This is a genomic window from Sulfurospirillum sp. hDNRA2 (genome assembly GCF_024206095.2).
Classification (GTDB): Bacteria; Campylobacterota; Campylobacteria; order Campylobacterales; family Sulfurospirillaceae; genus Sulfurospirillum.
Window position 1 is genome coordinate 1,123,295 of the sequence record NZ_CP159800.1, and the last position, 23,415, is coordinate 1,146,709.

25 protein-coding genes are annotated in these 23,415 nt (G+C 43.4%); 13 read left to right on the forward strand and 12 right to left on the reverse strand.

What is annotated here, in order from left to right; all coding sequences use genetic code 11:
* Positions 1-2: 2 nt before the first annotated feature.
* From NL930_RS05705 to NL930_RS05720, 4 genes are all read right to left on the reverse strand, one after another.
* Positions 3-800: a GGDEF domain-containing protein gene (locus tag NL930_RS05705; protein ID WP_041961675.1), complete on the reverse strand. Its 798-nt coding sequence runs from the start codon at positions 798-800 to the stop codon at positions 3-5.
* A 95-nt stretch (positions 801-895) separates the two neighbouring features.
* Complete coding sequence (gene cysK, locus NL930_RS05710; protein WP_254375957.1) at positions 896-1,825, reverse strand: cysteine synthase A; 930 nt, start codon at positions 1,823-1,825, stop codon at positions 896-898.
* 13 nt (positions 1,826-1,838) lie between these two features.
* The gene (locus tag NL930_RS05715; protein WP_039672615.1) at positions 1,839-2,252 is read right to left on the reverse strand and encodes an Rrf2 family transcriptional regulator; all 414 of its coding nucleotides are present in this window, start codon (positions 2,250-2,252) and stop codon (positions 1,839-1,841) included.
* Positions 2,253-2,261: 9 nt separating this feature from the next.
* Entirely contained in the window at positions 2,262-3,524 is a 1,263-nt protein-coding gene (locus NL930_RS05720; RefSeq protein ID WP_254375958.1) for an O-acetylhomoserine aminocarboxypropyltransferase/cysteine synthase family protein, read from the reverse strand.
* 471 nt (positions 3,525-3,995) lie between these two features.
* On the opposite strand from NL930_RS05720, the gene NL930_RS05725 reads away from it, so the two are divergent.
* The 12 genes from NL930_RS05725 (at position 3,996) to NL930_RS05780 (ending at position 14,412) form a co-directional block, all read left to right on the forward strand.
* Positions 3,996-4,274, forward strand: a complete 279-nt coding sequence (locus tag NL930_RS05725) for a DUF2018 family protein (RefSeq protein ID WP_039672609.1) — start codon at positions 3,996-3,998, stop codon at positions 4,272-4,274.
* The gene (locus tag NL930_RS05730) at positions 4,267-4,725 is read left to right on the forward strand and encodes a hypothetical protein (RefSeq protein WP_039672607.1); all 459 of its coding nucleotides are present in this window, start codon (positions 4,267-4,269) and stop codon (positions 4,723-4,725) included. Before NL930_RS05725 ends, NL930_RS05730 begins: the two co-directional genes overlap by 8 nt.
* Positions 4,726-4,740: 15 nt before the next feature.
* Positions 4,741-5,634, forward strand: a complete 894-nt coding sequence (locus NL930_RS05735) for a polyprenyl synthetase family protein (protein WP_256497210.1) — start codon at positions 4,741-4,743, stop codon at positions 5,632-5,634.
* On the forward strand, positions 5,634-6,938 hold the full coding sequence (gene hemA, locus NL930_RS05740; protein ID WP_254375960.1) for a glutamyl-tRNA reductase: 1,305 nt from the start codon (positions 5,634-5,636) through the stop codon (positions 6,936-6,938). Before NL930_RS05735 ends, hemA begins: the two co-directional genes overlap by 1 nt.
* A complete protein-coding gene (locus NL930_RS05745) occupies positions 6,935-8,638 on the forward strand; it encodes a proline--tRNA ligase (protein ID WP_254375961.1) in 1,704 nt (567 codons plus the stop codon). Before hemA ends, NL930_RS05745 begins: the two co-directional genes overlap by 4 nt.
* Positions 8,635-9,060, forward strand: a complete 426-nt coding sequence (locus NL930_RS05750) for an FxsA family protein (protein ID WP_039672600.1) — start codon at positions 8,635-8,637, stop codon at positions 9,058-9,060. Before NL930_RS05745 ends, NL930_RS05750 begins: the two co-directional genes overlap by 4 nt.
* Complete coding sequence (locus NL930_RS05755; RefSeq protein WP_254375962.1) at positions 9,011-9,871, forward strand: thioredoxin domain-containing protein; 861 nt, start codon at positions 9,011-9,013, stop codon at positions 9,869-9,871. The genes NL930_RS05750 and NL930_RS05755 overlap by 50 nt, the downstream gene beginning before the upstream one ends.
* Entirely contained in the window at positions 9,868-10,812 is a 945-nt protein-coding gene (hemC, locus tag NL930_RS05760) for a hydroxymethylbilane synthase (RefSeq protein WP_254375963.1), read from the forward strand. Before NL930_RS05755 ends, hemC begins: the two co-directional genes overlap by 4 nt.
* Before the next feature lie 9 nt (positions 10,813-10,821).
* Positions 10,822-12,630 carry a menaquinone biosynthesis decarboxylase gene (locus NL930_RS05765; RefSeq protein WP_254375964.1) on the forward strand — a complete coding sequence of 603 codons (1,809 nt, stop codon included), beginning with the start codon at positions 10,822-10,824 and terminating at the stop codon, positions 12,628-12,630.
* A gap of 139 nt (positions 12,631-12,769) precedes the next feature.
* The gene (locus tag NL930_RS05770) at positions 12,770-13,363 is read left to right on the forward strand and encodes a hypothetical protein (protein ID WP_039672594.1); all 594 of its coding nucleotides are present in this window, start codon (positions 12,770-12,772) and stop codon (positions 13,361-13,363) included.
* A complete protein-coding gene (locus NL930_RS05775) occupies positions 13,364-13,630 on the forward strand; it encodes a hypothetical protein (protein ID WP_254375965.1) in 267 nt (88 codons plus the stop codon). It begins immediately after the preceding gene.
* 128 nt (positions 13,631-13,758) lie between these two features.
* On the forward strand, positions 13,759-14,412 hold the full coding sequence (locus tag NL930_RS05780; RefSeq protein WP_254375966.1) for a ferritin family protein: 654 nt from the start codon (positions 13,759-13,761) through the stop codon (positions 14,410-14,412).
* A gap of 49 nt (positions 14,413-14,461) precedes the next feature.
* Here NL930_RS05780 and NL930_RS05785 read toward each other — a convergent pair whose 3' ends face one another.
* On the reverse strand, positions 14,462-15,514 hold the full coding sequence (locus NL930_RS05785; RefSeq protein ID WP_254375967.1) for a tyrosine-type recombinase/integrase: 1,053 nt from the start codon (positions 15,512-15,514) through the stop codon (positions 14,462-14,464).
* 258 nt (positions 15,515-15,772) lie between these two features.
* Between NL930_RS05785 and NL930_RS05790 the strand changes: the two genes are divergently transcribed.
* The gene (locus NL930_RS05790) at positions 15,773-16,219 is read left to right on the forward strand and encodes a GatB/YqeY domain-containing protein (RefSeq protein ID WP_254375968.1); all 447 of its coding nucleotides are present in this window, start codon (positions 15,773-15,775) and stop codon (positions 16,217-16,219) included.
* A gap of 40 nt (positions 16,220-16,259) precedes the next feature.
* Here the strand turns inward: NL930_RS05790 and NL930_RS05795 are convergent, their stop codons facing one another.
* From NL930_RS05795 to NL930_RS05825, 7 genes are all read right to left on the reverse strand, one after another.
* Positions 16,260-17,480 carry an acetate/propionate family kinase gene (locus NL930_RS05795; protein ID WP_254375969.1) on the reverse strand — a complete coding sequence of 407 codons (1,221 nt, stop codon included), beginning with the start codon at positions 17,478-17,480 and terminating at the stop codon, positions 16,260-16,262.
* Positions 17,477-19,585: a phosphate acetyltransferase gene (pta, locus tag NL930_RS05800; protein ID WP_039672582.1), complete on the reverse strand. Its 2,109-nt coding sequence runs from the start codon at positions 19,583-19,585 to the stop codon at positions 17,477-17,479. Before pta ends, NL930_RS05795 begins: the two co-directional genes overlap by 4 nt.
* A 75-nt stretch (positions 19,586-19,660) precedes the next feature.
* A complete protein-coding gene (locus NL930_RS05805; protein ID WP_254375970.1) occupies positions 19,661-21,100 on the reverse strand; it encodes a UDP-N-acetylmuramoyl-tripeptide--D-alanyl-D-alanine ligase in 1,440 nt (479 codons plus the stop codon).
* Complete coding sequence (locus NL930_RS05810) at positions 21,100-21,357, reverse strand: acylphosphatase (RefSeq protein WP_254375971.1); 258 nt, start codon at positions 21,355-21,357, stop codon at positions 21,100-21,102. The genes NL930_RS05805 and NL930_RS05810 overlap by 1 nt, the downstream gene beginning before the upstream one ends.
* A gap of 11 nt (positions 21,358-21,368) precedes the next feature.
* Positions 21,369-22,091 (reverse strand): alpha/beta fold hydrolase, encoded by a 723-nt coding sequence (locus NL930_RS05815; RefSeq protein ID WP_254375972.1) that lies wholly within the window; start codon positions 22,089-22,091, stop codon positions 21,369-21,371.
* Positions 22,084-22,308, reverse strand: a complete 225-nt coding sequence (locus NL930_RS05820; RefSeq protein ID WP_082006815.1) for a type II toxin-antitoxin system Phd/YefM family antitoxin — start codon at positions 22,306-22,308, stop codon at positions 22,084-22,086. Before NL930_RS05820 ends, NL930_RS05815 begins: the two co-directional genes overlap by 8 nt.
* A gap of 60 nt (positions 22,309-22,368) precedes the next feature.
* Positions 22,369-23,406: a D-alanine--D-alanine ligase gene (locus NL930_RS05825; RefSeq protein WP_254375973.1), complete on the reverse strand. Its 1,038-nt coding sequence runs from the start codon at positions 23,404-23,406 to the stop codon at positions 22,369-22,371.
* Positions 23,407-23,415 lie beyond the last annotated feature (9 nt).

Consider the following 23,415-nt stretch of genomic DNA (forward strand, 5'->3'; position numbering starts at 1 on the left):
GTTTAAGCAAGGAACGTAGCGGTGTTTTTGCCGGCGGCTTTAGAGATGTAAAGGGCTTGATCGGCACGTTGAAGCATCGTGTTGAACGTATCTTCGTCTTTATAAGCGGTATAGCCGATACTGAGGTTGATTTGGAGCTCTTGGGCTTCGTTATTGCGCGAGACCGGAATCGTTTTGTGGTTGAACTCCTCTAAAATGCGATTGACGACCGTCGAAGCCGCATTTTTATCGTTGTCGACGATACACAAAACAAACTCGTCGCCTCCGAAACGTCCGATCGTATCGCACGAACGCAGTAAACGCTTAAGCGTATGCGCCGTTGTTTTGATCGCTTCATCGCCGATGAGGTGACCGTAGGTATCGTTAATCGGTTTAAAATCGTCGATGTCCAAAATAATCAGAAAAAGTGCTTGTGCCGAGCGTTTGATCTTTTGGATCTCTTGATGGACGACGGTAACGAACATCAAGCGATTATACAAGCCCGTCAATCCGTCGAAGTGGGAGAGATTTTCCACTTCGACGTACGATTTGTTCAAAAAATATGCCAAGAGCGTGACCAAGCTCGAGATGATAACGGTAAAGACGAACGCATAAATGAGCGTGTGATAAACGATGGTTTGTTGCATACTCTGCCAATCGGAAATGTAGGTTTCGTTGACAAAAGAGAGGGCTAAGTAGTGTTCAACATGTTGTTGATGGAGCAATAAAACGGGTACGGTACTCATAAAAAGGTTGATGATAAATGTCATTGCGCCTAAAAGAAGCGGTCTTTTAAGCATGGTTTTCGGTAGGTGTTTCATTCGTACGCACGCCCCTTTACGTCGATACGAGATAGTAGCATAAAATGCGTAAAAGCATTCTGTTTTTTTGAAAATTGAAACGTAAAAGAGTCGGGTTACGACTCTTTATACTCATACAAACCCGAACTTAAATAACGCTCGCCCGTATCGCATAAAATCGTGACGATCGTTTTGCCTTTATTCTCCGGACGTGCGGCTATTTGTGAAGCGACGTAGACGTTTGCTCCGGCGGAAATGCCTACCAACAATCCTTCGCGTTTCGCAAGGTTTCGCGAAGTTTCGATAGCATTGTCGTAACTGACTTTAACGACTTCTTGGTACAACTTCGTGTCCAAAACGGCGGGAACAAATCCGGCACCGATACCTTGAATTTTATGCGGTCCTGGATTTTCGCCCGAAAGTACGGGAGAAGTGTCCGGTTCGACGGCGATAATTTGAATATCGGGATTTAACTCTTTGAGGCGTTTTCCCGTTCCCGTAAGCGTACCGCCCGTTCCTACGGCGGCAATGAGAATATCGACTTTACCGTCGGTATCTCTCCAAATTTCTTCCGCGGTGGTGGCATAATGTGCAGCCGGATTGGCTTCGTTGGCAAATTGTTGCGGTACGAAAGCGTTTGGAATCTCTTTGGAAAGTTCCGTCGCTTTTTCCACCGCGCCTCGCATACCGAGCGTTGGTTCTGTCAGTACGAGTTCCGCGCCTAAAGCCGCTAAGAGTTTACGTCGCTCTAAGCTCATGGAACTTGGCATCGTCAGCATCAGTTTGAGTCCGAGGCTTGCGCACACGGTTGCCAAACCGATACCGGTATTGCCGCTGGTAGGCTCGATAATAACGCTATTGCGGTCGATAAGACCTTTATCGAGTGCCGTTTTAATCATATTGAAGCCGATGCGGTCTTTGACCGAATGCGAAGGGTTTAAAAATTCGCATTTGCCTAAAACGAGGGTCTCGGAGGCGTTAGAAGCCGTATTGAGCTTCACCAAAGGCGTATTGCCGATGAGTTCGGTGACGTTTTGTGCGTACATGTGAATTCCTTTCTTAAATAGAATAGTTGAGTTGAGCGTTGAAACGCTCGATGTAAATCGAAAAATCGGATAACGGAATCGTGAAAATCTCTTGAATTTTAGCATTGCTTTCTTCATAAAAGAGTTGCAATACGGGATCTTTGATTTCGCTATCGACCACCGTGATTTTTCCTTCTAACGCGATTAAAATATCTTTGATCAAAATATCTTGCGCGTTTTTAGCCAATAAATAGCCTCCATAGGCTCCTCGAACGCTCGTAACTAAACCGGCTTGACGTAATAAGATTAACAGTTGTTCCAAATAGTTCTGCGGGATATGCGCCCGATGCGAAATCTCTTTGATTTGCATCGGCTTTTCGCTTTTGGCTAAAAAGAGTTGGTACATCGCATTGAGCCCGTACATTCCTTTGGTTGAGAGTAATGACATGTAAGCTCCTTATCCTAATGCAATTTTCAAGTCTTCGATTAAGTCGTCGACGTTTTCAAGTCCGATGCTTAGACGAATTAAACCTTCTTTAACGCCCGCTTTATCCAACTCCTCTTTTGAAAGTTGTTGGTGTGTCGTACTAGCCGGATGCGTGATGATCGACTTGGAATCGCCGATGTTGACGACGACGCTAAAGAGTTTGGTCGTGTTGAGAATGTGTTTGGCAAACTCCAATCCTTCGACTTCAAAACTCAGCAAACCCGATGTTTGCGCGTTTTTAAAATACCGTTGGGCTCTTACATGTAAAGGATCGCTTTGCAATCCCGGATACGAAACGTTTTTGACTTTGGGATGCGCTTTTAAAAATGCCGCGACTTTGTGTGCATTGGAAGAGTGCTCTTTCATGCGTAATGCCAAGGTCTCTAATCCTTGAATCAACAACCAAGCGTTATACGGTGCTAACGTTGCTCCGATATCGCGAATGAGCGACAAGCGAATCCTGAGTGAAAAGATCGGGAAAGGCAAGGTCGCATACACTAAGCCATGATAACTCTCGTCGGGTTCGTTAAAATGCGCATAACGTGGATTGCCGATCAGCTTGGCATTTAAGCCTTTGGCTTCAACGATTAAACCGCCGATAGCACTGCCTTGTCCGTTAATGTACTTGCTCGCGCTGTGAACGCTAACGTCGATGCCGTTTAAGAGCGGTTGAAATAAAATCGGTGTCGCGACGGTATTGTCGCAGATGCTTACAACGGCGTATTTTTGAGCGATTGAGACGATTTTTTCGATGTTGGGAACGGCGATTTGCGGATTGGAAAGCGATTCAAAAAAGATCGCTTTGGTCTTATCGTCGATTAACGCTTCCAAATCATCGGCATGATCACTTTCAAAGACTTTTGCGTGAATGCCGAAGCGTTTAAGCGTATGGGTGAGAAGCGTCGTCGCTCCGCCGTAAATTTTTTTGGCCACGATGATATTGTCGCCGGCTTCGGCTAAATTGACGATAGCGTAAAAAATGGCGGCTTGTCCGCTGGCGGTCGCGATAGCCGCTTCACCGCTTTCCAAAGCTGCAATACGCGCTTCCAATACGTCGGTAGTCGGATTGTTAAGCCTTGTATAAATAGGTCCGAGTTCTCTCAGAGCGAAACGATCGGCGGCCGTTTCGGCAGAACCGAAATCGTACGCCGTCGTTTGATAGACGGGAACCGACATCGTACCGAACGCTTGTTTATCGTAACCGTAGTGAAGAGCAAGTGTTTCTTGATGCATGTTCAATCCTTTTTGAGTTTTGCTGATGACAGTATAGACAAATTTTTAACTATTGTCAAGTATTTTTATAAAAAAACTAGAGATTTAATTTTTCTTCTCGTTAGAAAGATAAAACATGTGTCTTGGTGTCGGATATACCATGGAAAAAGATCCAAAGGATTCTCAAAGAAGAGGGCAGGGGATAAATGACGACAGTTCACATGTCAGGAAAGATTTGAGCCGTAATAATACGCAACGATTATTTTTAAGCAACGAACTAACGGGATATTTTATGCAGATTATTATACATATTATTTTATCTAAATAGCTATTTATAGGCTTTTGTTGCACTGTAAATTAATGGCGAAAGAATGGGGTAAACTAACGCTGTGTTAGTCGAAACGTCGCCAAAAAGCTTGTATGGCAGAAGCCCTTTTTCAGAAGAGAAAAGCTATAATCGAAGAGAACGTTTAACGATTTGAGGAAGCAGCGATGTTATATGAAGACGAAGACGATTTTTTAGTAGGCTCCGCAAAAAGTAAATTTTTCGATATTGTTTTTCACGCCAACAAGACCTTGGTCGAGCAAAAGCTTTTAGAAACGATCGATCGTTTCAGTGCTATGGAGCTTTTATTGGAAAAGATATTAGGCGAAGAAGAGGCGTACCGCGCGATTGAAAACGTGCTTGTCGAAGAACCCGATGCGATTTTAAATCGCAATAACGACTTTTTTATCGCCGCCGTTGGGGAAATATTAACTCAAAATGAGTAAAATAGCCTTTTTGTTTGGTGTCGTCGCGCTGGTTATTTCCATCGCCGATGCCGAAATTTACAAGTACGAGCATCGCTTTATTTTGAAAAAAGACGAGCAGGGGTTGGTATTTATCAATCATAAAGAGGTCACGAAAAAGCCGACGGCCGACAACCCGAACAATGAATATTTGCTTCGGCTTCGTTGGACGCTTTTTACCAACGATATGTTGACGCTTTTAGTCAACTATCGAGGCTATCCGACGCAATATATTTTAGAAAAAAAGTATCCGTTGCAAAACATCGTCGTTCCTTTATTGCCTGTCGGGGTGAATCCGATAACGTCTCAAACGTATGCCCGAATACAATTTTACGATTTTAATCAAACCGGAAAAACGGCGTATATCGATGTTTCGATTGCCGATGAAGCCAATAGAATAGAAGTAGAGTTTAAACCGAAAAAAACAGAGTAGGGTAGGAAAAGCGTGCTGGAAAAAGTCGAAAATGCGATGCTGGAAATGGTCGCCTCTTTAAAAGATGCGAGAAGTGTTGAACTGTTTCATCAAGTTCCAAAAGGTAAGCGATTACGCGCGAAGTTGATTTTAAAAATTGCGGGCGCAAGCGAAGAGTCTATTCGTTTGGCGGCGATCGTCGAGTTGATTCACGCCGCGAGTTTACTGCACGACGACGTTATCGACGATGCGTTTACCAGACGCGGAGAAGCTTCCTTGAACGCGCTTTTCGGCAATAAAACCGCAATTATGCTCGGTGATATTCTGTATTCCAAGGGGTTTAGTGCACTGACGTTTTTACCTCAAAAAATTGCTTTTACGATCTCTAACGCCGTTTCGCTTCTTTCGGTGGGCGAGCTTTTGGACGTTGAACTTGCCGATGCGTTCAATGCGGATGAAGAACGCTATATGGACATGATTTATAAAAAAACCGCTTCTTTAATTGAAGCATCTGCCGCTTCTGCGGCGATTCTTGCAGGCAAAAATCCCGATATTTACGCTCTTTACGGAAGAAACTTGGGTTTGGCGTTCCAGATTATCGATGATATTTTAGATATTACCCAATCGAGCGAGACGCTTGGAAAGCCTTCTTTGAACGATTTTAAAGAGGGTAAGACGACGTTGCCTTATTTGTATACGTACCAAAAATTAGACGCAAAAGATCGTTCCGTTTTGCTTTCACTGTTTGCGAAGCCTTTGGACGAAACGCAAAGTGCGTGGATTAAACAAAAGATGGCTGAAACGCAAGGACTTGAAGATGCCCTTTCGTTTGCGAAAAAGCTTGGATACGAAGCCTTACATGTGATTTCAAACGAAGAAGACGTAGGACTCGGCGCGATTATGCGAGAGATGATAGAGAGGAAATTTTAATGCATTATATGACAGTTAGTTTTACCCATAAAAATACCGATATTAAAGTTCGGGAAAAATTGGCGTTTAACTCCGAAGAAAAAAGCATTCATTTTATGACGGCTTTGAAAGCGTGCGCTGCGGTGAACGAGGTTATCTTACTTTCGACATGTAACCGCGTCGAGATCATCGCCAGCGTCTCGGACATCTCTTCCGCTTTAAGCGATACCTTTGATCTGCTCTCGCACGTATCGGGTATTGCACGAGAAGATTTGGAAGGAAGAGCCGACGTGTATGAGGACAACGGTGCGATTCATCATCTTTTCACCGTCAGCTCTTCTTTAGACAGCTTGGTTATCGGTGAAACCCAAATCGCCGGACAACTTAAAGACGCGTTTAAATATGCGTTTGAACACAACTTCTGCGCTCAAAAACTCGGTCGCGCGATGCATCATGCGTTTCGTTGTGCGGCGGAGGTTCGCAGTCGTACCGATATTTCCAAAAGTCCCGTTTCCGTTTCGAGCGTTGCGGTCAGTAAAGCCAAAGATTTGCTCGGTAATTTAGGCGGACTCACCGCATTGATCGTGGGAGCGGGGGAAATGAGTCAATTAGCGGCAAAGCATCTGATCGCAAGCGGGGTCAATTTAATTATTATTAACCGTAACATCGAGCGTGCGCAAGAGTTGGCGAACGAATTGGGCGAACTTGCCACCGTAGCACCGTATGCGAAACTGACGGAATTTATCAATCGCTACCGTTTGGTTTTTTCGGCGACGGGCGCGCCGCATAGCGTGATTACCGACGATATGGTCGAAGAGAGGGATTTCTCGCGTTATTGGTTCGATATTGCCGTTCCGCGCGACATCGACGTGAACGAGCATGCCCATTTGCATGTTTTTGCCGTCGACGATTTGGAAGAGATCGTCAACCGTAACATGTCGCTTCGCGAAGAACAGGCAAAAGTCGCCTACAGTATCGTCGGGCGCGCTACTATGGACTTTTTTAAATGGTTACAGAGTATGTGCGTCGATCCGATTATTAAAGAGATTCGAGATCATGCCAAAACCTGTTCGATGCAAGAGTTGGATCGGGCAGTCAAAAAAGGGTATATTCCCGAAGAGTTACAAGATCAAGTCTCAAAAGTCTTGCACCACGCTTTTAACTCTTTTTTACACTCCGCAACGAAAAATCTTAAAGACGTCGCCGAAAAACCCGAAGCCGACACGATCGTACAAGCGGTTCAATATATTTTTGATATTAACGAAGACCAAACCAAACAACTCAATCTTTATAAATGTGAATACCAAATGGGAGTACTGAAATGAAATTTTCCAAACTCTATGCACCGACGACCAAAGATGCGCCTAAAGATGCGACGCTTCCTAGCCATCAGTACTTGGTGCGCGGCGGTTTTATCTCACAAGTCGGAAGCGGACTGTATAACTTCCTACCGATGGGAAAAATCGTCTTTGATAAGATTAAAAACGTCGTCAAAGAAGAGATGGACAAAACCGGAGCGCAAGAGATCCAAATGGACGTGGTAACGCCTGCGGAACTCTGGAAACAAAGCGGGCGTTACGATGTTTTCGGTAAAGAGTTATGCCGTTTTAAAGATCGCAAAGACAACGAGTTCGTTTTAGGACCGACACACGAAGAAGTGGTCGTAGACATCGTTCGCAACCGCATTAACAGCTACAAACAGCTTCCGCTTCATTTGTATCAAATCACGACGAAATTTCGCGACGAAGCCAGACCTCGTTTTGGCTTGCTTCGCGGGCGCGAATTTACGATGAAAGACGGTTACAGTTTCCATGAAGACGAAGCGTGTATGAAACAAGAGTTCGACGTGATGGAAAAAACGTATACTAAAATTTTTACGCGTTTGGGGCTTGATTTTCGAGCGGTCGAAGCCGATAGCGGCGCCATCGGCGGAAGCGGTAGCAAAGAGTTTATGGTGCTGGCGCAAAACGGCGAAGACGACATCGTCGTATGTCAAAGTTGTGCGTACGCCGCCAACGTCGAAGCGGCAAAACGGGCACCTAAAACGACGAACGCTCAAGCACCCGAAGCCAACTTTGGAAAGTTTAAAACACCCGATATGAAGACGATTGACGATGTCAGCGATTTTTTCAAAGTCGATCCGTTTTACAGTATTAAAGCCGTCGTAAAAAAAGCAATCTATGTCGACAAAGAAGAAGTGGTCGTCTTTTTCGTTCGCGGCAACGACGAACTTCAAGAGACGAAAGCGCAAAATGCGTGCGGTGCTTTGGATTTGGTCGACGCAAGCTTGGAAGAGGTTGAAAAAGCGGGTTTATACGCCGGCTTTATCGGACCGATCGGTTTGGAAAACGTCCGTTTTTACATCGATTTCGAACTCAAAGAAGCAAAAAATCTGATCTGCGGAGCAAACGAAGTCGATTACCACTTCGTCGGCGTTTCGATGTTTAATTTTAAAGAAGAGCGTTATAAAGATTTGATCTCCGTTCATGCCGACGATCGATGCGCGTGCTGCGGCGGCGTACTTCACGTAACCAAAGGAATTGAAGTCGGGCATATTTTCCAGCTCGGACAAAAATACGCCAAAGCGATGGGTGCAACGTTCTTGGATAAAAACGGTAAAGCACAACCGTTTTATATGGGCTGCTACGGTATCGGCGTAAGCCGATTGGTTGCCGTGATGATTGAAGCCAGCCATGACGATAAAGGATGTATTTGGAACAAACAAACCGCACCTTACGTCTTAGATATTATTGTTTCCAATAGCAAAGACGAGGCACAAAACGCATTTGCCGAAGCCATGTATACGAAACTTCAAGATGAAGGCGTGAACGTTTTATGGGACGATCGTAACGAACGTTTCGGCTTTAAAATGAAAGATTTCGAATTGATCGGTTTTCCGTATGCCTTGATTGTCGGTAAAGAGCTGGAAGAAGGTTTCGTCGAGATCGTCGAGCGCAAAACATTGGACAAAACCGTCGTCAAAAAAGAAGACGCTTATGCCGCGCTCAAAGAGCTTCTCGCGTGAAATATTTTTTAATCTATCTGTTCTTGGAAGTGGTCGTAACAGTCAATATGACCTCGTGGATCGGCGCGGTAGCAACGTTTGTCGAGATGGTTTTTTCCGCCTTGGTCGGGTTAATCATTCTCGCCAATATGCGCGTGACGTTGATGCAGAACATGAACGCTTTGATGCAAGGAGAGATTAGCCTGTCGTCGTTTCAACGTTTGAATCTTTGGACGATCGTCGGCGCGATTTTATTGATTTTACCCGGTTTTTTAGGCGATATCGTAGGACTTTTACTTCAGTTTAGCTCTATGATGACGCTGATTGTCTCCAAACTTTTACATGTCGGCGAGGAAAAAACGACGCCTCGCCATTTTAGCAAAGGAAATCACGATGAAATTATCGATGTTGAAGTTATTGACGATTCTCGCACTCTTAAGTAACCTTTCTCTCTTTGCGGCGGCGGAAAAGAAAGAATCCTCCGATCAAAAGGTACTCGCTTTTTTAGAACAAGCCGTGAGTAATAACGAAAACTATACGCTTGAAAAAGCGACGATCGTCAAAAAAGAACCGCTCAAAGAGATCGCCGGATGGACGGCTTATTTCGTGCGTCTCGATTTGAAGCTTAAAGACGGCAGTAAGACCGTATCGCTTAGCGACGTTGTTTTCTCCGACGGCGTGTTGTTTAGCAAAGATTTTACGGCGTTGGGAAGTAAACGAAGCATTAAAAGTCGTTTTTCACTCGATATGGACGCAAAAGCCTATGATAAAGAGCATCTTCTTGTAGGCAATTTCGACGCACCGCATAAGTTGGTCATCTTTAGCGATCCTTTATGCCCGTTTTGCATGGATTTCGTACCCGAAGTGATTGAGGATGTTCAAAAAAATCCTGAAACGTTTGCACTTTTTTACTATCACTTCCCGCTTTCGATTCATCCGGCGTCTCCTACGTTGGTGAAAGCGATACTCTTAGCCGAGGAGAAGGGCGATAAAGCGATCACGCAAAAAGTCTATAAGGCGTATTTGGATATTCAAGAAAAAGACGAACAAAAGATTTTAGATATTTTCAATAAAACATTTAACAAACGCTTTACGCTCCAAGAAATTAACCAAGCCTCTATTCTCAAGCGCTTGAACGACGATCTTGCTTTCGCTCAGACGATGATGGTTAATGCTACGCCGACGATTTATATCGACGGAAAAAAAGACGATACGAAAAAAGTGTATAAAACGTTTATGAAAGAGTCCAAATGAAAAAACTAATCATTGCAACCCGCGGCAGTAAACTAGCCCTTTGGCAATCCGAACACGTGAAAGCGGAGCTGGAAAAAGCACATCTTGGATTAGAGGTTGAACTCTCCGTTATGATGACCAAAGGCGACAAAATTTTAGATACGCCCTTAGCCAAAATCGGTGGTAAGGGACTCTTTACGAAAGAGTTGGAAGAAGCGATGCTTCGAGGCGAAGCGCACATTGCCGTGCACAGCCTTAAAGACGTTCCGATGGAGTTTCCTACGGGCTTAAAATTGGGCGTTATCACTAAGCGCGAAGACGTGCGCGATGCGATGCTTTCCGAAAAATACGCCTCCTTGGAGACTTTACCTCACGGTGCGGTTGTCGGAACGACGAGTTTAAGACGTCGAATGCAATTGCTCAAACTTCGCCCCGATTTTGTGATCAAAAACCTTCGCGGCAATGTTAATACACGCATTCGTAAGCTCAAAGAGGGCGAATTTGACGCGATTATTTTAGCGAGTGCCGGCATTAACCGTTTGGGATTGGCACATGAAGTGGCTCATTTTGTTCCTATTTCCAAAGACGTGATGATTCCTGCTTCCGGACAAGCCGCTTTGGGTATCGAAATCGTCGATGATCCCGAAGTTGAACGTTTGGTATCGGTCTTGAACGATCAAAATGCGATCATTGAAACGCGCGTAGAACGCGATTTTGTAACGATTTTGGAAGGCGGTTGCCAAGTCCCCATCGGAGTCAATGCCGAAATTGAAGGCGAAAACTTACATGTCAAAGCGATTTTAGGAATGCCCGACGGTTCTGAAATGATGAGCGAATCGATCACCTCGACACGTGCCGAGTATGCAAACGTCGGCAAAGCATTGGCGCAAAGCGTGCTGGAGCGTGGAGCGAAAGCACTTTTAGAGCGTGCCGAAGCAATGGCACTCAACGAAGTCTTTTAAGGAAAACGTATGGAACGCGTGATTGCACTGCTCCGCCAAAACGATTTGCTACGTGTCATCGACGATGAACTTGATATTGACCTTGAAATTCCTCATTTAGCGTACATTGAAGTGAAAAAAGAGGATTCAAAGGCACTGTTGTTCACCAAACCCGTCAGTAAACGTTTGGGAAAAGCCTTTGATATGCCGGTGTTGATGAATGTTTTTGGCTCGAAGAGGGCGACCGAACTCATTTTCGGAAAACATCCCGACGCGGTTGCCAAGCAAATCGAATCGTTGATGCATATGAAACCGCCCTCATCGTTTATGGATAAACTCGGCATGCTTGGAACGCTTTTCAACCTTAAAAATGCACTTCCAAAACGCCTTTCCAAAAAAGGTACATGTCAAACAAAAATCTACCAAGAACCCGATCTTTACGATTTACCGATATTAACGACATGGCCGCAAGACGGCGGACCGTTTATCACGATGGGGCAGGTCTATACGCAAAGTTTGGACGGTACGAAACAAAACTTAGGCATGTACCGCCTGCAAGTCTATAGTAAAAATCGTTTGGGAATGCACTGGCAGATTCACAAAGACAGCGCACATTTTTTCCATGAGTACAAAAAAGCAGGGCAAAAAATGCCTGTATCCGTGGCTATCGGAGGCGATCCTTTGTATATTTGGTGCGGTCAAGCACCAATGCCCATCGGTATGTTTGAACTCTTACTTTACGGCTTCATCAAAGATCAAAACGCGCGTTTGGTCAAATCGTTGACTAATCCGATTTATATTCCCGAAGATACGGACATTGTGATTGAAGGGTGGGTCGATCCAAGCGTGATGGAAATCGAAGGGCCGTTTGGTGACCATACGGGCTACTACACGCTTAAAGAGCCTTATCCCGTGATGGACGTGAGTTGCATTACCGCTAAAGAAAAACCGATCTATCAAGCCACCGTAGTGGGTAAGCCTCCTTTGGAAGACAAATACATGGGCTGGGCGACCGAGCGTATTTTTTTACCGCTTCTCAAGACCACCGCACCTGATCTGATCGACTACAATATGCCTGAAAACGGGGTCTTTCATAATCTCATTTTAGCCAAGATGAACGTACTTTATCCGGGGCATGCCAAACAGTTTATGCATGCGTTTTGGGGTGTAGGGCAGATGAGCTTTGTCAAGCATGCGCTTTTTGTCGACGAAAAAGCACCGGATCTTAACGATTATGAGCAAATCAGCGATTATATTTTAAACCGTGTGTGTGCCAAACGATTGTTGATCAGCGAAGGCGTTTGCGATGCCTTGGATCATGCTTCGCCCAATGCGCTTTTCGGCGGAAAACTTGGGGTCGATGCGACGGGTGAAGCGGTGGAAACTGGCGTAAGAACGTTACTGAGCGATCAAGAATTATGGCTCAAAGTTACCACGCTTGTTCCCGAAGTCAAAGCTTTAAAACAATATAAAATCCATACGAAGACGCCGATATGTGTTTTAGCAATTGAGAAAAAACGAAACGCACACGACGTTTTTGAAGCCCTTAAAGCTTTTAGAGAGCATATCAAGTTTTTTGTCATCGTCGATGATGCTTCCAACAACGTCGATAACGCTTACATGTTGATTTGGCGTACGGTTAATAATATCGATGCGTTGCGCGACATTTTTATCGACGGTGAATTGATCGGCATCGACGCAACGACGAAAACGGAACTTGAAGGCTATACCAGAGAGTGGCCTGAGGACACCGTATGCGATCCTATGATCATTCAACGCCTGATTGAACGAGGTCTTGTCAAAAACGACCCGATTTTTTTGAAACATTTTCAGATTTGATTTAATAAACAGTATATCATTATTTTATAAAATAAAGTAATGATATACATCTCTTTGCTTCACGGTTGCGTTTTGCCTTCAGTATTGAAATATTTTAAATAAAATTATAAAATGATGTATTTCGACTAAGGATTTTACGATGCAAATCTCTTATAAGCCTTTAGTAGAGCGTTTTTCAATTCCTCGACCTACCTTAATCGAGTGGCAGAAGAGGGCAGAAGAAAAAGAAAATTGGCGTGTGAAACATTTGGCGTATCTTCGGATGCAACTTTGCGTTGAAAAAGAGACGTGTGCCGAAATTAAAAAATATGCTCCGTGCCCGGAAGAACTCTTCTTGCTTTGCGTTTATCTCTTTTTTTATACTATCGACTCTTATATTCCCAAAGATGACCTCATGCGAGGCTTTCGCGCTTTTGCGCTCGAAGTGCGAAACGGCGTTGAATATCAGCACGAATTTGCCGGACGAATCTGGTCGCTACGTATGGGCGAGGAATCAAGTAAAAAGATGGTCAATTATTACCGTTTGTTCGATCTTTTAAAACATCTAACGGCGGCACAGTATGCCGTACTTTTGAGTGCGGCGATAGAATTTGTTCATGCGGCAAAAAGCAAGTACCGCATCGATACGAAAGCATGTTTAGAAGGCAAAACGTGGCAAGAGCTCTTTACCTACGATAAGGCGTTTTCGCTTAAAAGCATCGAAACATTTTTTAAAAATAAAGGGATTTTATAAATGGCGCATATCGAGATGGATCTGTTTCAATGGCTTGGATTTGGAGGAATGCTCTGTATCGTTCTTGCTTATTTTTTGTTGCAAATCGGTAAATGCGACGTGCATTCTTTGACGTATCAGCTTTTAAATTTAACGGGAGCCGTTGCACTCATCGTCTCGTTATACGTTCATTTTAATTTAGGGTCGTTTCTAATTGAAATTTTTTGGATCGTTATTACCGTATACGGCATCGTTAAAAATCTTTCGAATAGGTACAAAAAGTGCTAAAATGCCATATTTTACATATAATAATACATAAAATATGCTTTAAATAATAAAATTTATTATATGATATTTATTTCTTTATAAGTTAAATTGCTCTAAGATACTATCATCAAAACCCAAAAGGAGAAACAATGAGACAGTACGAAACGTATAAATGTAGCAAATGCGGTAATGAGGTTGAAGTGCAAAATGTCGGAGGCGGAAAGCTTACCTGTTGCGGTCAAGAAATGAGCTGTATTACCGAAGATCTTACGGCTGTCAATTTAATGAAAGCCTTTGCCGGTGAATCGCAAGCGAGAAATAAGTACGATCTTTTTGCGGATATTGCACAAGAAGAGGGCTGGCATGCGGTTGCGCGTCACTTTAGAGAAGCGGCGGAGAATGAAAAATGGCATGCGCGCGCAGAATTTAAAGCGTATCATAAACTCGTAGACGGTGCGGAAACGGAATTAACGCTTAAAAACTTGGATAGCGCAATGGCGGGCGAAAACTACGAGCATACGACAATGTATCCGAATTTTGCGAAGATTGCGGAAGACGAAGGACATAAAGAACTTGCGCGCCTTTTTAACGCTATCGGTAAAGTCGAAGTCGAACATGAACGCGAATACAAAGCCTTACAAGATGCGATGAGAGAAGACGGTTTCTTTAGCGATGAGGAGGAAGAAGAGATTTGGGTCTGTGAGGTATGCGGACACATTCATCGAGGTAAACGCGCACCTAACGCCTGTCCGCTTTGTAAAGTCGGTAAAGAGTATTTTAAACGCCAATGCTTAGGACTCTAAAAAGCACTTATTGAAAAAATAGCCGCATTTATATCCACGCGGCTATTCTTTAAAAAATATCCGTTGTTTTCGTGAGACGGTCTTTGTCGAAATGCGTATAAATTCTTGACGTATTAATGTCTGCATGCCCAAGCGATTCTTGTACTAAAATCAAATCTTTACTTTTTTGATAAAGCAACGTGGCAAATGTATGTCGTAACATATGCGCTCCGTTTTTATTTTTACGAATACCGACATGTAAAAGAATTTTTTCAACAAGTCGACTGACGTATGCTTGGGTTAATACCTTACCTTTGTGGTTGCAAAATAAAAGGCCGTTATCACATGTTTTGGAGGCTAGCCACAGCCGTAAATCTTCTTGAATAATCGTTTCTTTGATCATGACGACTCTAGGTTTGTTGCCTTTTCCTCTCACTTGAATTACGTAAGCGTTTCCGTCTTTGACAAAATCTTTGATAAGAATATGAAGGGCTTCGCTGACCCTGATTCCCGTATACAAAATTACTTTGATAATCAAGCGGTTTCGAGCGGCTGATTTGACATCGAAAGGATAAGCATCGATACCTTCAATAAAGCGTTGAGCTTCTTCCTGATTCATAAAAGAGGGGAGTTTCGTACCGCTTTTACCTCCCAGTCCGCCCCAATTTTTGAGCTCGATTCCGTATCGAAAGGCATTACCGGTTTCGTCTGCATTTTGTTTATCGATAAATCCGAAAAAGGAGATGAGTGCAATGCGATAGTTTTTTTTAGTCGCATCCGATAGATTAGCCGTTTCGGATGCTAAAAAGTCACTTAATAACTCTTCGTCTATCTCTCGCATTGAGGAAGCTCCGTAAGTGTTTAAAAAGAGCGATAATTTTTCAAGAGGAATAAAATAGACGTGAATACTGTTGATACCGATATTGCGAATTTCCTTGATAAGCGGTTTTAACGCCTCAAGTGAATAGAGATTTTTCGAAAGCTTTTGGAGAATCAACGCTAGCCGATCCTTATCTTTAACATGCCGATTTGAAAGGGACGTAATTTTATTTCTGATGAATCGTACAAGCCAAAAAAGGTAAGTGTCGTTAAACGAGTTTTCACAATCCAAAGGGTATTTCATCGATACGTCGCTTTTATTGAAATAAGTGACTTATACTAACGTTTTTTCATTTAAATCTCGAATAAAAACTTCAAATTAATTAGTTTGGAAATTATAGTTTCCAATACAAATATGACATATTAATAGGGCACGTCTATAGCCGTTCAATATTTATGACAGTCATTTTATCGTTAACAACCCTTTTTTATGGGCGTTTTTTATAATATAAACTATAAAATACCTTTTACATTTCACATTGTATGAATACAGGAGAAAAAGATGTCTCAATTAAAAATGAAACTTCAAGACGACTTGAAAGAAGCCATGAAAAACAAAGATGCTTTTAAACGCGACGCGATACGCTTTTTAATGAGCGCCCTCAAACAAATCGAAGTTGACGAGCGCAAAGAGTTGAGCGACGAGGATATTATGAAAATTATCCAAAAATCTCTCAAACAACGCGAAGATGCGATTAGCGCGTTTCAAGAAGCCGGACGTAACGATCTTGTTGAAAAAGAGACGGCGGAAGCTTCACTGCTTAAAAGTTATTTGCCTCAACAATTAAGCGATGATGAGCTGAAAGCTATTATTCAAAAGCATATTGCCGCTTTAGGCATTAGCTCTATGAAAGAAATCGGAAAATTGATGCCGGTTATTTTAAGCGAATGTGCCGGCGTGGCGGATGGAAAACGCATTAATCTTATCGCAAAAACCATGTTGGCGTAAAAATGACATGTAAGAGATTTTCTCTTACATGTCATTTTCTTTAGTGATGTTTTTGTTTGTGTGCCAAAATGACTTCTTGCGTCTGTAGGGCAATCTCTAACTCTTCGTTCGTTGGAATGACCAGTACCGTCACCGAGCTCTCTTTTGTGCTAATTTGCATGGTACGCGAAGAACGTTTTTGATTGAGAATCGGATCGATTTCGATACCCAGATTTTGCAGATTCTCGCAACTCTTAGCACGAACGTTGACGGCATTTTCTCCGATACCTCCGGTAAAGACGATACAATCGACGCGTCCTAATGCGGCACTGTAGGCACCGATGTATTTTTTGATGCGGTAGTTGAACATCTCCAATGCCAATTGAGCTTTTTCGTTACCCTCTTCTGCCATTTGCCCGACTTCTCGCATGTCATTGATACCGCAAATGCCTTTGAGACCGCTTTCTTTGTTTAAGACGCGATCTAAGGTTTCAATATCCAACCCTTCTTTTCGTGCAAGGTAAAATAAAACGGCCGGATCGATATCGCCGCTTCGCGTTCCCATCATCAATCCTTCAAGCGGTGTTAACCCCATAGAAGTATCGACGCTCTGCCCGTTTTGAATCGCACTAACGCTTGCGCCGTTTCCCAAGTGCAAGGTAATTGCGTTAAGTTGAGAAAGCTTTTTGCCCATAAATTTTGCCGCCTCTTTTGCGACAAAACGATGCGAAGTTCCGTGAAAACCGTAGCGTCTGATTTTTAAATCTTCGTAATAATGATAAGGAATTGCGTACATGTAAGCATGCGGGGGCATCGTCGCGTGAAACGCCGTATCAAATACGACGACTTGCGGAACGCTGGGGCTTTGTTCCAAAGAGACTTTGATACCGGCTAAATGCCCCGGATTATGAAGCGGCGCCAATGGAATCAAACGTTCGATTTCCGAGGCGACCCATTCATCGACGATTACGGGTTCACGGAAAGAAGAGCCGCCTTGCACGACGCGGTGCCCTATTCCGTCAAGGTCGTTTAAATCGTGAATGGCACTCGATTCGATCAAAAGTGCGCTCATGAGTTTTAAAGCGATTTCATGGTTTGGAATCGGCAATTTATGCTCAATTTTTTGTTCAGCACCCTCTTTGTCAAGGTATTTAATACGTGCAAGCGAAGAGTTTTCCCCGATTTGCTCGATTAAGCCGCTGGCAATGACGGCATAATTTTCCATGTTAATTAATTGGTATTTAATTGAAGAACTTCCCGCATTGAGCACTAAGATTTTCATTGAGCCTCCCCTTCGCCGCTTTGCGCTTGGATTGCCGTGATGGCAACCGTATTGACGATGTCGGGAACCAAACAGCCTCGGCTTAAGTCGTTGACCGGTTTGCGTAATCCCTGAAGTACCGGACCGATAGCAACGGCTCCGGAGCTTCGCTGAACCGCTTTATACGTGTTATTACCGGTGTTGAGATCCGGAAAAATGAAAATCGTTGCTTGCCCCGCAACGTGGCTATTAGGCAGTTTTGTTTTTGCAACGATCGGGTCGATTGCCGCATCGTACTGTATCGGCCCTTCGACCAAAAGATCGGGACGAGCTTCTTTGACGATTTTGGTCGCCAAGCGTACTTTTTCGACCTCTTCGCCTTTGCCGGAATCTCCCGTAGAGTACGAAAGCATCGCAATTTTCGGCTCAATACCGAACATTTTTGCCGTATCGGCAGACGAGATAGCGATTTGCGCTAACTCTTCCGCATTGGGGTCTTGGTTAACGGCACAGTCGCCGTAAACTAAAACGCGCGTATCCAAACACATAAAAAAGAGGCTTGATACGATGGAAATACCCGGTTTGGTTTTAATGATCTGAAGTGCCGGACGAATCGTTTCTTGCGTCGTATGAATCGCACCGGAAACCATACCGTCGGCATGTCCCAAATACACCATCATCGTACCGAAGTAATTTTTCATCATCATACTGTCTTTAGCGACTTCGAGGGTTAAGCCTTTGGCTTTACGCATCTCGTAAAAAGAGGTAACGAAAGAGTCCATAAGCGAAGAGTTGAGCGGATCGATAATCGTCGCTTTGCTAATATCCAGCCCTAGCGTAGCACTTTTCTGTCGTACTTCTTCTTCGACACCGAGTAAGATAATATCGGCAACGTCGCGTCGAAGCAAAATCTCCGTCGCTCGCAAGATACGTTCGTCGTTACTCTCCGGAAGAACAATGCGTTTGCGATCTCTTCGTGCTCTTTCGAACAAGGCGTATTCAAACATTACCGGTGTAATCGAGCTTGCGGAAGAAGGCATATTGATAGAGCGATGCATCTCTTCAATATTGACATTAGACGAGAAAAGTCCCATAGCAAGCGCAATTTTACGTACGCTTTGCGGCGTAATGCGGGCAGGCACGTTGGCAACGTTGACGGCAGTGGTAAACGTACCCTCGTCGACGCTTAAAATGGGAATGGAAAGGTCTTTAAATCCCGCAATCAATTTGTTAATCGACTTGTGCGGCATCATACCTGCGGTGAGTAAAATACCCGAGATATTCGGATAGTTGTTTGAAAAAACGGTGCTTAAGCATCCTACGATAATATCGGATCGGTCGCCCGAGGTAATAATTAAATCGCCGTCTTCGATGTATTCTAAAAAATTATCGAGTTTCATAGCGGCGATTTTGCTTTGTTTGACCACGCGGCGTAAATCTTTTTCTTCTCCGTAGATATGAACGCATCCTAACGTTTTTTTGATTTCGGCGACGGTAGGCGTATCCAGTTCGGGAATCTCTTGTAAAAAGTACAGAGGCGCTTCTTGTAAGGACTCTTTTTGCGTCAGCTCTTTAAGCGCTTCCCATTCCGTTTCGCCTAAGCGGTTGACAAAAGTCGCAAAGTGCTGACAACCTGCCGCTTTAATGGCTTCGGCTTCGATATGAATTTCGTCGATTACCTCTTTAACGTTTTTACCTTTACCTTTTAAAACGCTAATAAAAGGGCTACTAAGGTTTTTGGCGATGGAGAGATTAATATCAAAATCGATCGTCGGCGAAAAGTTGGATTGGTTTAATCCCTCAATCAATACAAAGTCGTACCGGCTCTCTAAATTCTTCAATTTATCGATCAGCGTTTCAAGCACTTCGTTATATTTGTTTTCGGCAACCAAACTCTCGACTTCGTGAACGCTATAACCGACCATTTCATGAACGTCCATACCCAAGGCATAATGTTCAAGCATAAACTCGATATCTTTATCGACCGTTTTGTCGTCTGCAACGACGGGGCGAAAAAAAGCAACTTTGCCTAGACGTCCTTTTAAAAGCTCCATGATACCCATCGCTACGACCAAACTACCGGCCGCGGGTGCTAGCGATGAAATATACAAACTTTTCGTTTTCATCTCTCTCCTTTTAAATGTAACTCTACTCACTATACTATAGCAAACGTCTAATAAAGATATAACAAAATAAAATGACTACATAAAATTCGGCGCATCGTTGGAAAAAAGGATAATGTCGCCTTTTTGCGTAAACTCGGCTAATACGTCTTGGAGTGTACTTTTATCGGATAAAATAATTTTTTGAGCTTTTTGAATCGCTTTGTTTAGTATCGTAACATTCGTTTTTCCGGTAATAATCACTAGATCGAAAACGTCGTCGATCTTCTTCGCCAAAAGCGTATTGTCGTGTTCGTTACTTTCAACGATACCCGGCGTAATGATCACTTTACGGCCTTGATACGTCGCGATTAAATCGTACGAACCGAGCATTCCTTCCAAATTACCGTTAAAGCTATCGTCGATAATGATTTTTCCGCCGGCTTCGATACGTTCTAAGCGGTGTTCGACGCTACGCAAGGTCGAAATCGAAGCGCGAATCGTCTCCGTATCGATGCCCAAAGCGTGTGCGACGTAAATAGCCGCACTTAAATTGGCGGCGTTAAATGCCCCTAAAAGATTACAATGAAAGCGTTCTTCTTTTCCTTCAATCGGAAGCGTAAACGATAATCCCTCCAAGGTGGCGTCGACGTGCGTAATTTCCGAACCGAAAACGCTGATGCATCCGCCTTCTTTAGCATGCGCGCTTTCATGAACAAACGCTCTTTCAAGGCGCGCGGAGTGTAAAAGTTCCATTTTCGTATTGCGAATGTTTTCGAGCGTCTTGAAGTATTCGATATGTTGAGCACCGATGCATCCTACAACGGCGATGTGAGGATTGACAAAACGCGTGATTTCGTCAATGTCGCCTTTGAGCCTAGCACCGGCTTCGACGATATAGATATCGCACGCTTCGGGTAGGTTTTCGTTAATATCTTTGATAATACCGCCTAACGTATTAACGCTACGGGGAGTTTTATAGACGCGATAGGCAAAGGAGAGAATATGCGCTAAAAAATTTTTAATACTTGTTTTACCGTAACTTGCCGTAATCGCTACGACTTTTAACGAAGGATTGCGCATCAATTTTTGACGTGCGGATTGTTTAAAACCTGCAAAAAGAATCTTTTCGTATGCAAGTGCGATCATATGCGCCGTTAGAAGAGGAATCAAAACGCCAAACGTCTCGCAACCGCGCCAAACACTGATGCATAGCGTATCTTGAAACAAAGCAGCTAAGAGTAAAAAGAGAAAAAAACGTTTTACGCGAGGGGTAAAAACGAGCTTTTTATCGAGCTTACGGTACCATGCGAAAAGAGAAATAAGATAACCCACGCTCCACAGCAGAACCGGCCATCCCGATAAAAGATAATAACCTGCAAGCGGTATGGCTAGAAAATAAAGATGCCAATCGTAACGATGGTAGTGAAAACACAAACGCTCTAATCGATAGGAGTACCATTGCATAGCACTCATAAAATAATAGCCAAGGCCTAAGGTTAAAAGCAGTTGCGAACTCATCCGTATCAACAGTTCCATTACGCCCTCTTCTCGAAAGTATCGAAATGCATCGACTCGATTTTTTCACATGTAACGTTTTTCACGTCGGAAAACAAAGAACCGTCGTACAATTTAGTGATAAAAAATTCCAAATCTTCTTCATAATCGGCATTCAAAACCACTTCGACGCTACCGTCCGCTAGGTTGCGTATGTATCCGTAATACTCAAGTGCGTGAGCAACTTCGAGCACGTATTTTCTATAATTAACGCCTTGAACGCGCCCTGTAACAATCATCCGATATGTACTCAACCCAAAGACTCCATCATAATTTTTTCGATTGTTTTGCCGTTTCGTAAAAAAAAGAAATGATCACCCTCTAAAGGGAAAAAACGGCTACCTGCGATGAGCGTATGGATAGTTTCACCGCTTAAGAGCGGAGTCGCTTTATCTTCTTTGCCCCAAAAAATAAATGTTTGAGAGCGAATTTTAGCAAAGGTATCGCTAAAATCTTCATTAACGACGCATTTTAGTATTTCATACATCGTTTCACTCATTCCCTCGACGTCTTTTGTGGCGAAAAAGCGGTAAAAACGTTTTGGAAAAAACGGTTTAAAGCATTTAAAAAGTGCTATTTTGAAGCGTACTTTAAAAGATTTCGGAGCAACGATACCTGCGCTTGAAAGTAATACTAAAATTTTGGGATGCAGCAAAGTTGCGACTTTACCGCCGAAAGAGTGTCCGACGATCATCCACGGGCGAATCGAAAGGGCGTCTAAAAATGCATTGACGATTGCGGCGTATTCCTGCGAATTTAAAACGCGCTCCTCGATACTCGAATCTCCAAACCCGGGTAAGTCCAAATACAGATGCGTACAGTACGGGAACGTTTTACTAAAAGCATGCTTCATGCTCTCTTTATTGCTTCCCCAACCGTGTAGAAATAAAATGGCTTTTTCACAATGCGGTCGAAGCATTTCGTAGCTAAGACGATAACGCGCACCTTCAAACAAAATCTCTTTCTTAGCCATCACTCTTCTTTTTCGAACTTGCGTAGATTTTCTCTAAAATAGTGACGGCTTCACTCATTTTTTCGTAAGCGTCTATCGGAATCATCACTGCTTCAAAGCGATTGTTTTTAACGATAACGACACGCTTTTGCTTCCCTTTGGTAATGCTTCCCAAAACCGTACTAAAGTTTCGTACCATATCGGTCGCCGTCATTATTTCGTCTTTTGCATAGGTCATCATAGCGCTGAACCTCTTTTTGTGCATAATTTTATGTAAAATCATACGAAAAAGAGGCTTTTATTTCCCTTTTGCTGCTTGAATCGAGTTGATATAACGATATGCTTTTGGCATCGCGATACCTTGCGGAAGATGATAACGCAATGCATATAAAACCCCTTCAAAATCATCAAAGAGGTAATTGGCCATACTGCCCGGAATCGGATTGATTTCGTTGAGGTAGACTTCATCGTCGATCACAAAAAAATCGCAGCGAATCAATGCACCGATAAACAAAGGATCGTAAAGTCGTTTAAATGCTTCGCGAATCGATTGTTCGAGCCGCTCGTCGATCGTCGCTTCGTTAACGCGCTTTGTGCGTGAAAAATCGAGGTATTTTTTATCAAAATCCAAAAATTCCTCTTTTTGAGGCTCTTCGATGATTGAAAAAATAAAATCGTCGGCTTTGCATCCCGCTAAATTAAACTCTTTAACCCCTTTTTTAAACGGTTCGATCAGCACGGTATCGTCGAACTCATACGCAACGTCTAAGGCATATGAAAGCTCTTTTTCCTCTTTCACGACGCTGATACCGATAGAACTTCCCAAACGAAGCGGCTTGACGATAAACGGATACTCGATGCGAATCGGCATCGGAGAATCTTTGCGTAGCACTTGGTAGTCAAGCACGTTTACGCCGACTTCTTGCGCATAGAGTTTGGTAAAGAGCTTGTTATAGCTGATCGCACAGCCCTCGGTTCGAGGACCGATAAAGGGAACACTGAAAAAGGTTAGCATCGAGCTGAGTGTTCCGTCTTCGCCGTCCATTCCGTGAACAAGATTGACCATGACGTCAAAAGCAACTTTACGTTCGCCTAAAAATTTTTTCGCGTAAAAACCGCCTTGTTTTAATACCAACGCCGTATCGTTTTTGTATGCGCCGCTACTGAAACGTTTTGACGTGATGGTCTCGGTCGGGATCAGGTAAAAATTGCGATCGTAATCGCAAAAAATATAGACGATTTCGGTTTTCGGAAGTATTTTTTTGAGTGCGATCGCACTAACGACGCTGATTTCGTGCTCAAAACTGTGTGCTCCGAATAAAACGGCTAGAGTCATAAAGTATCC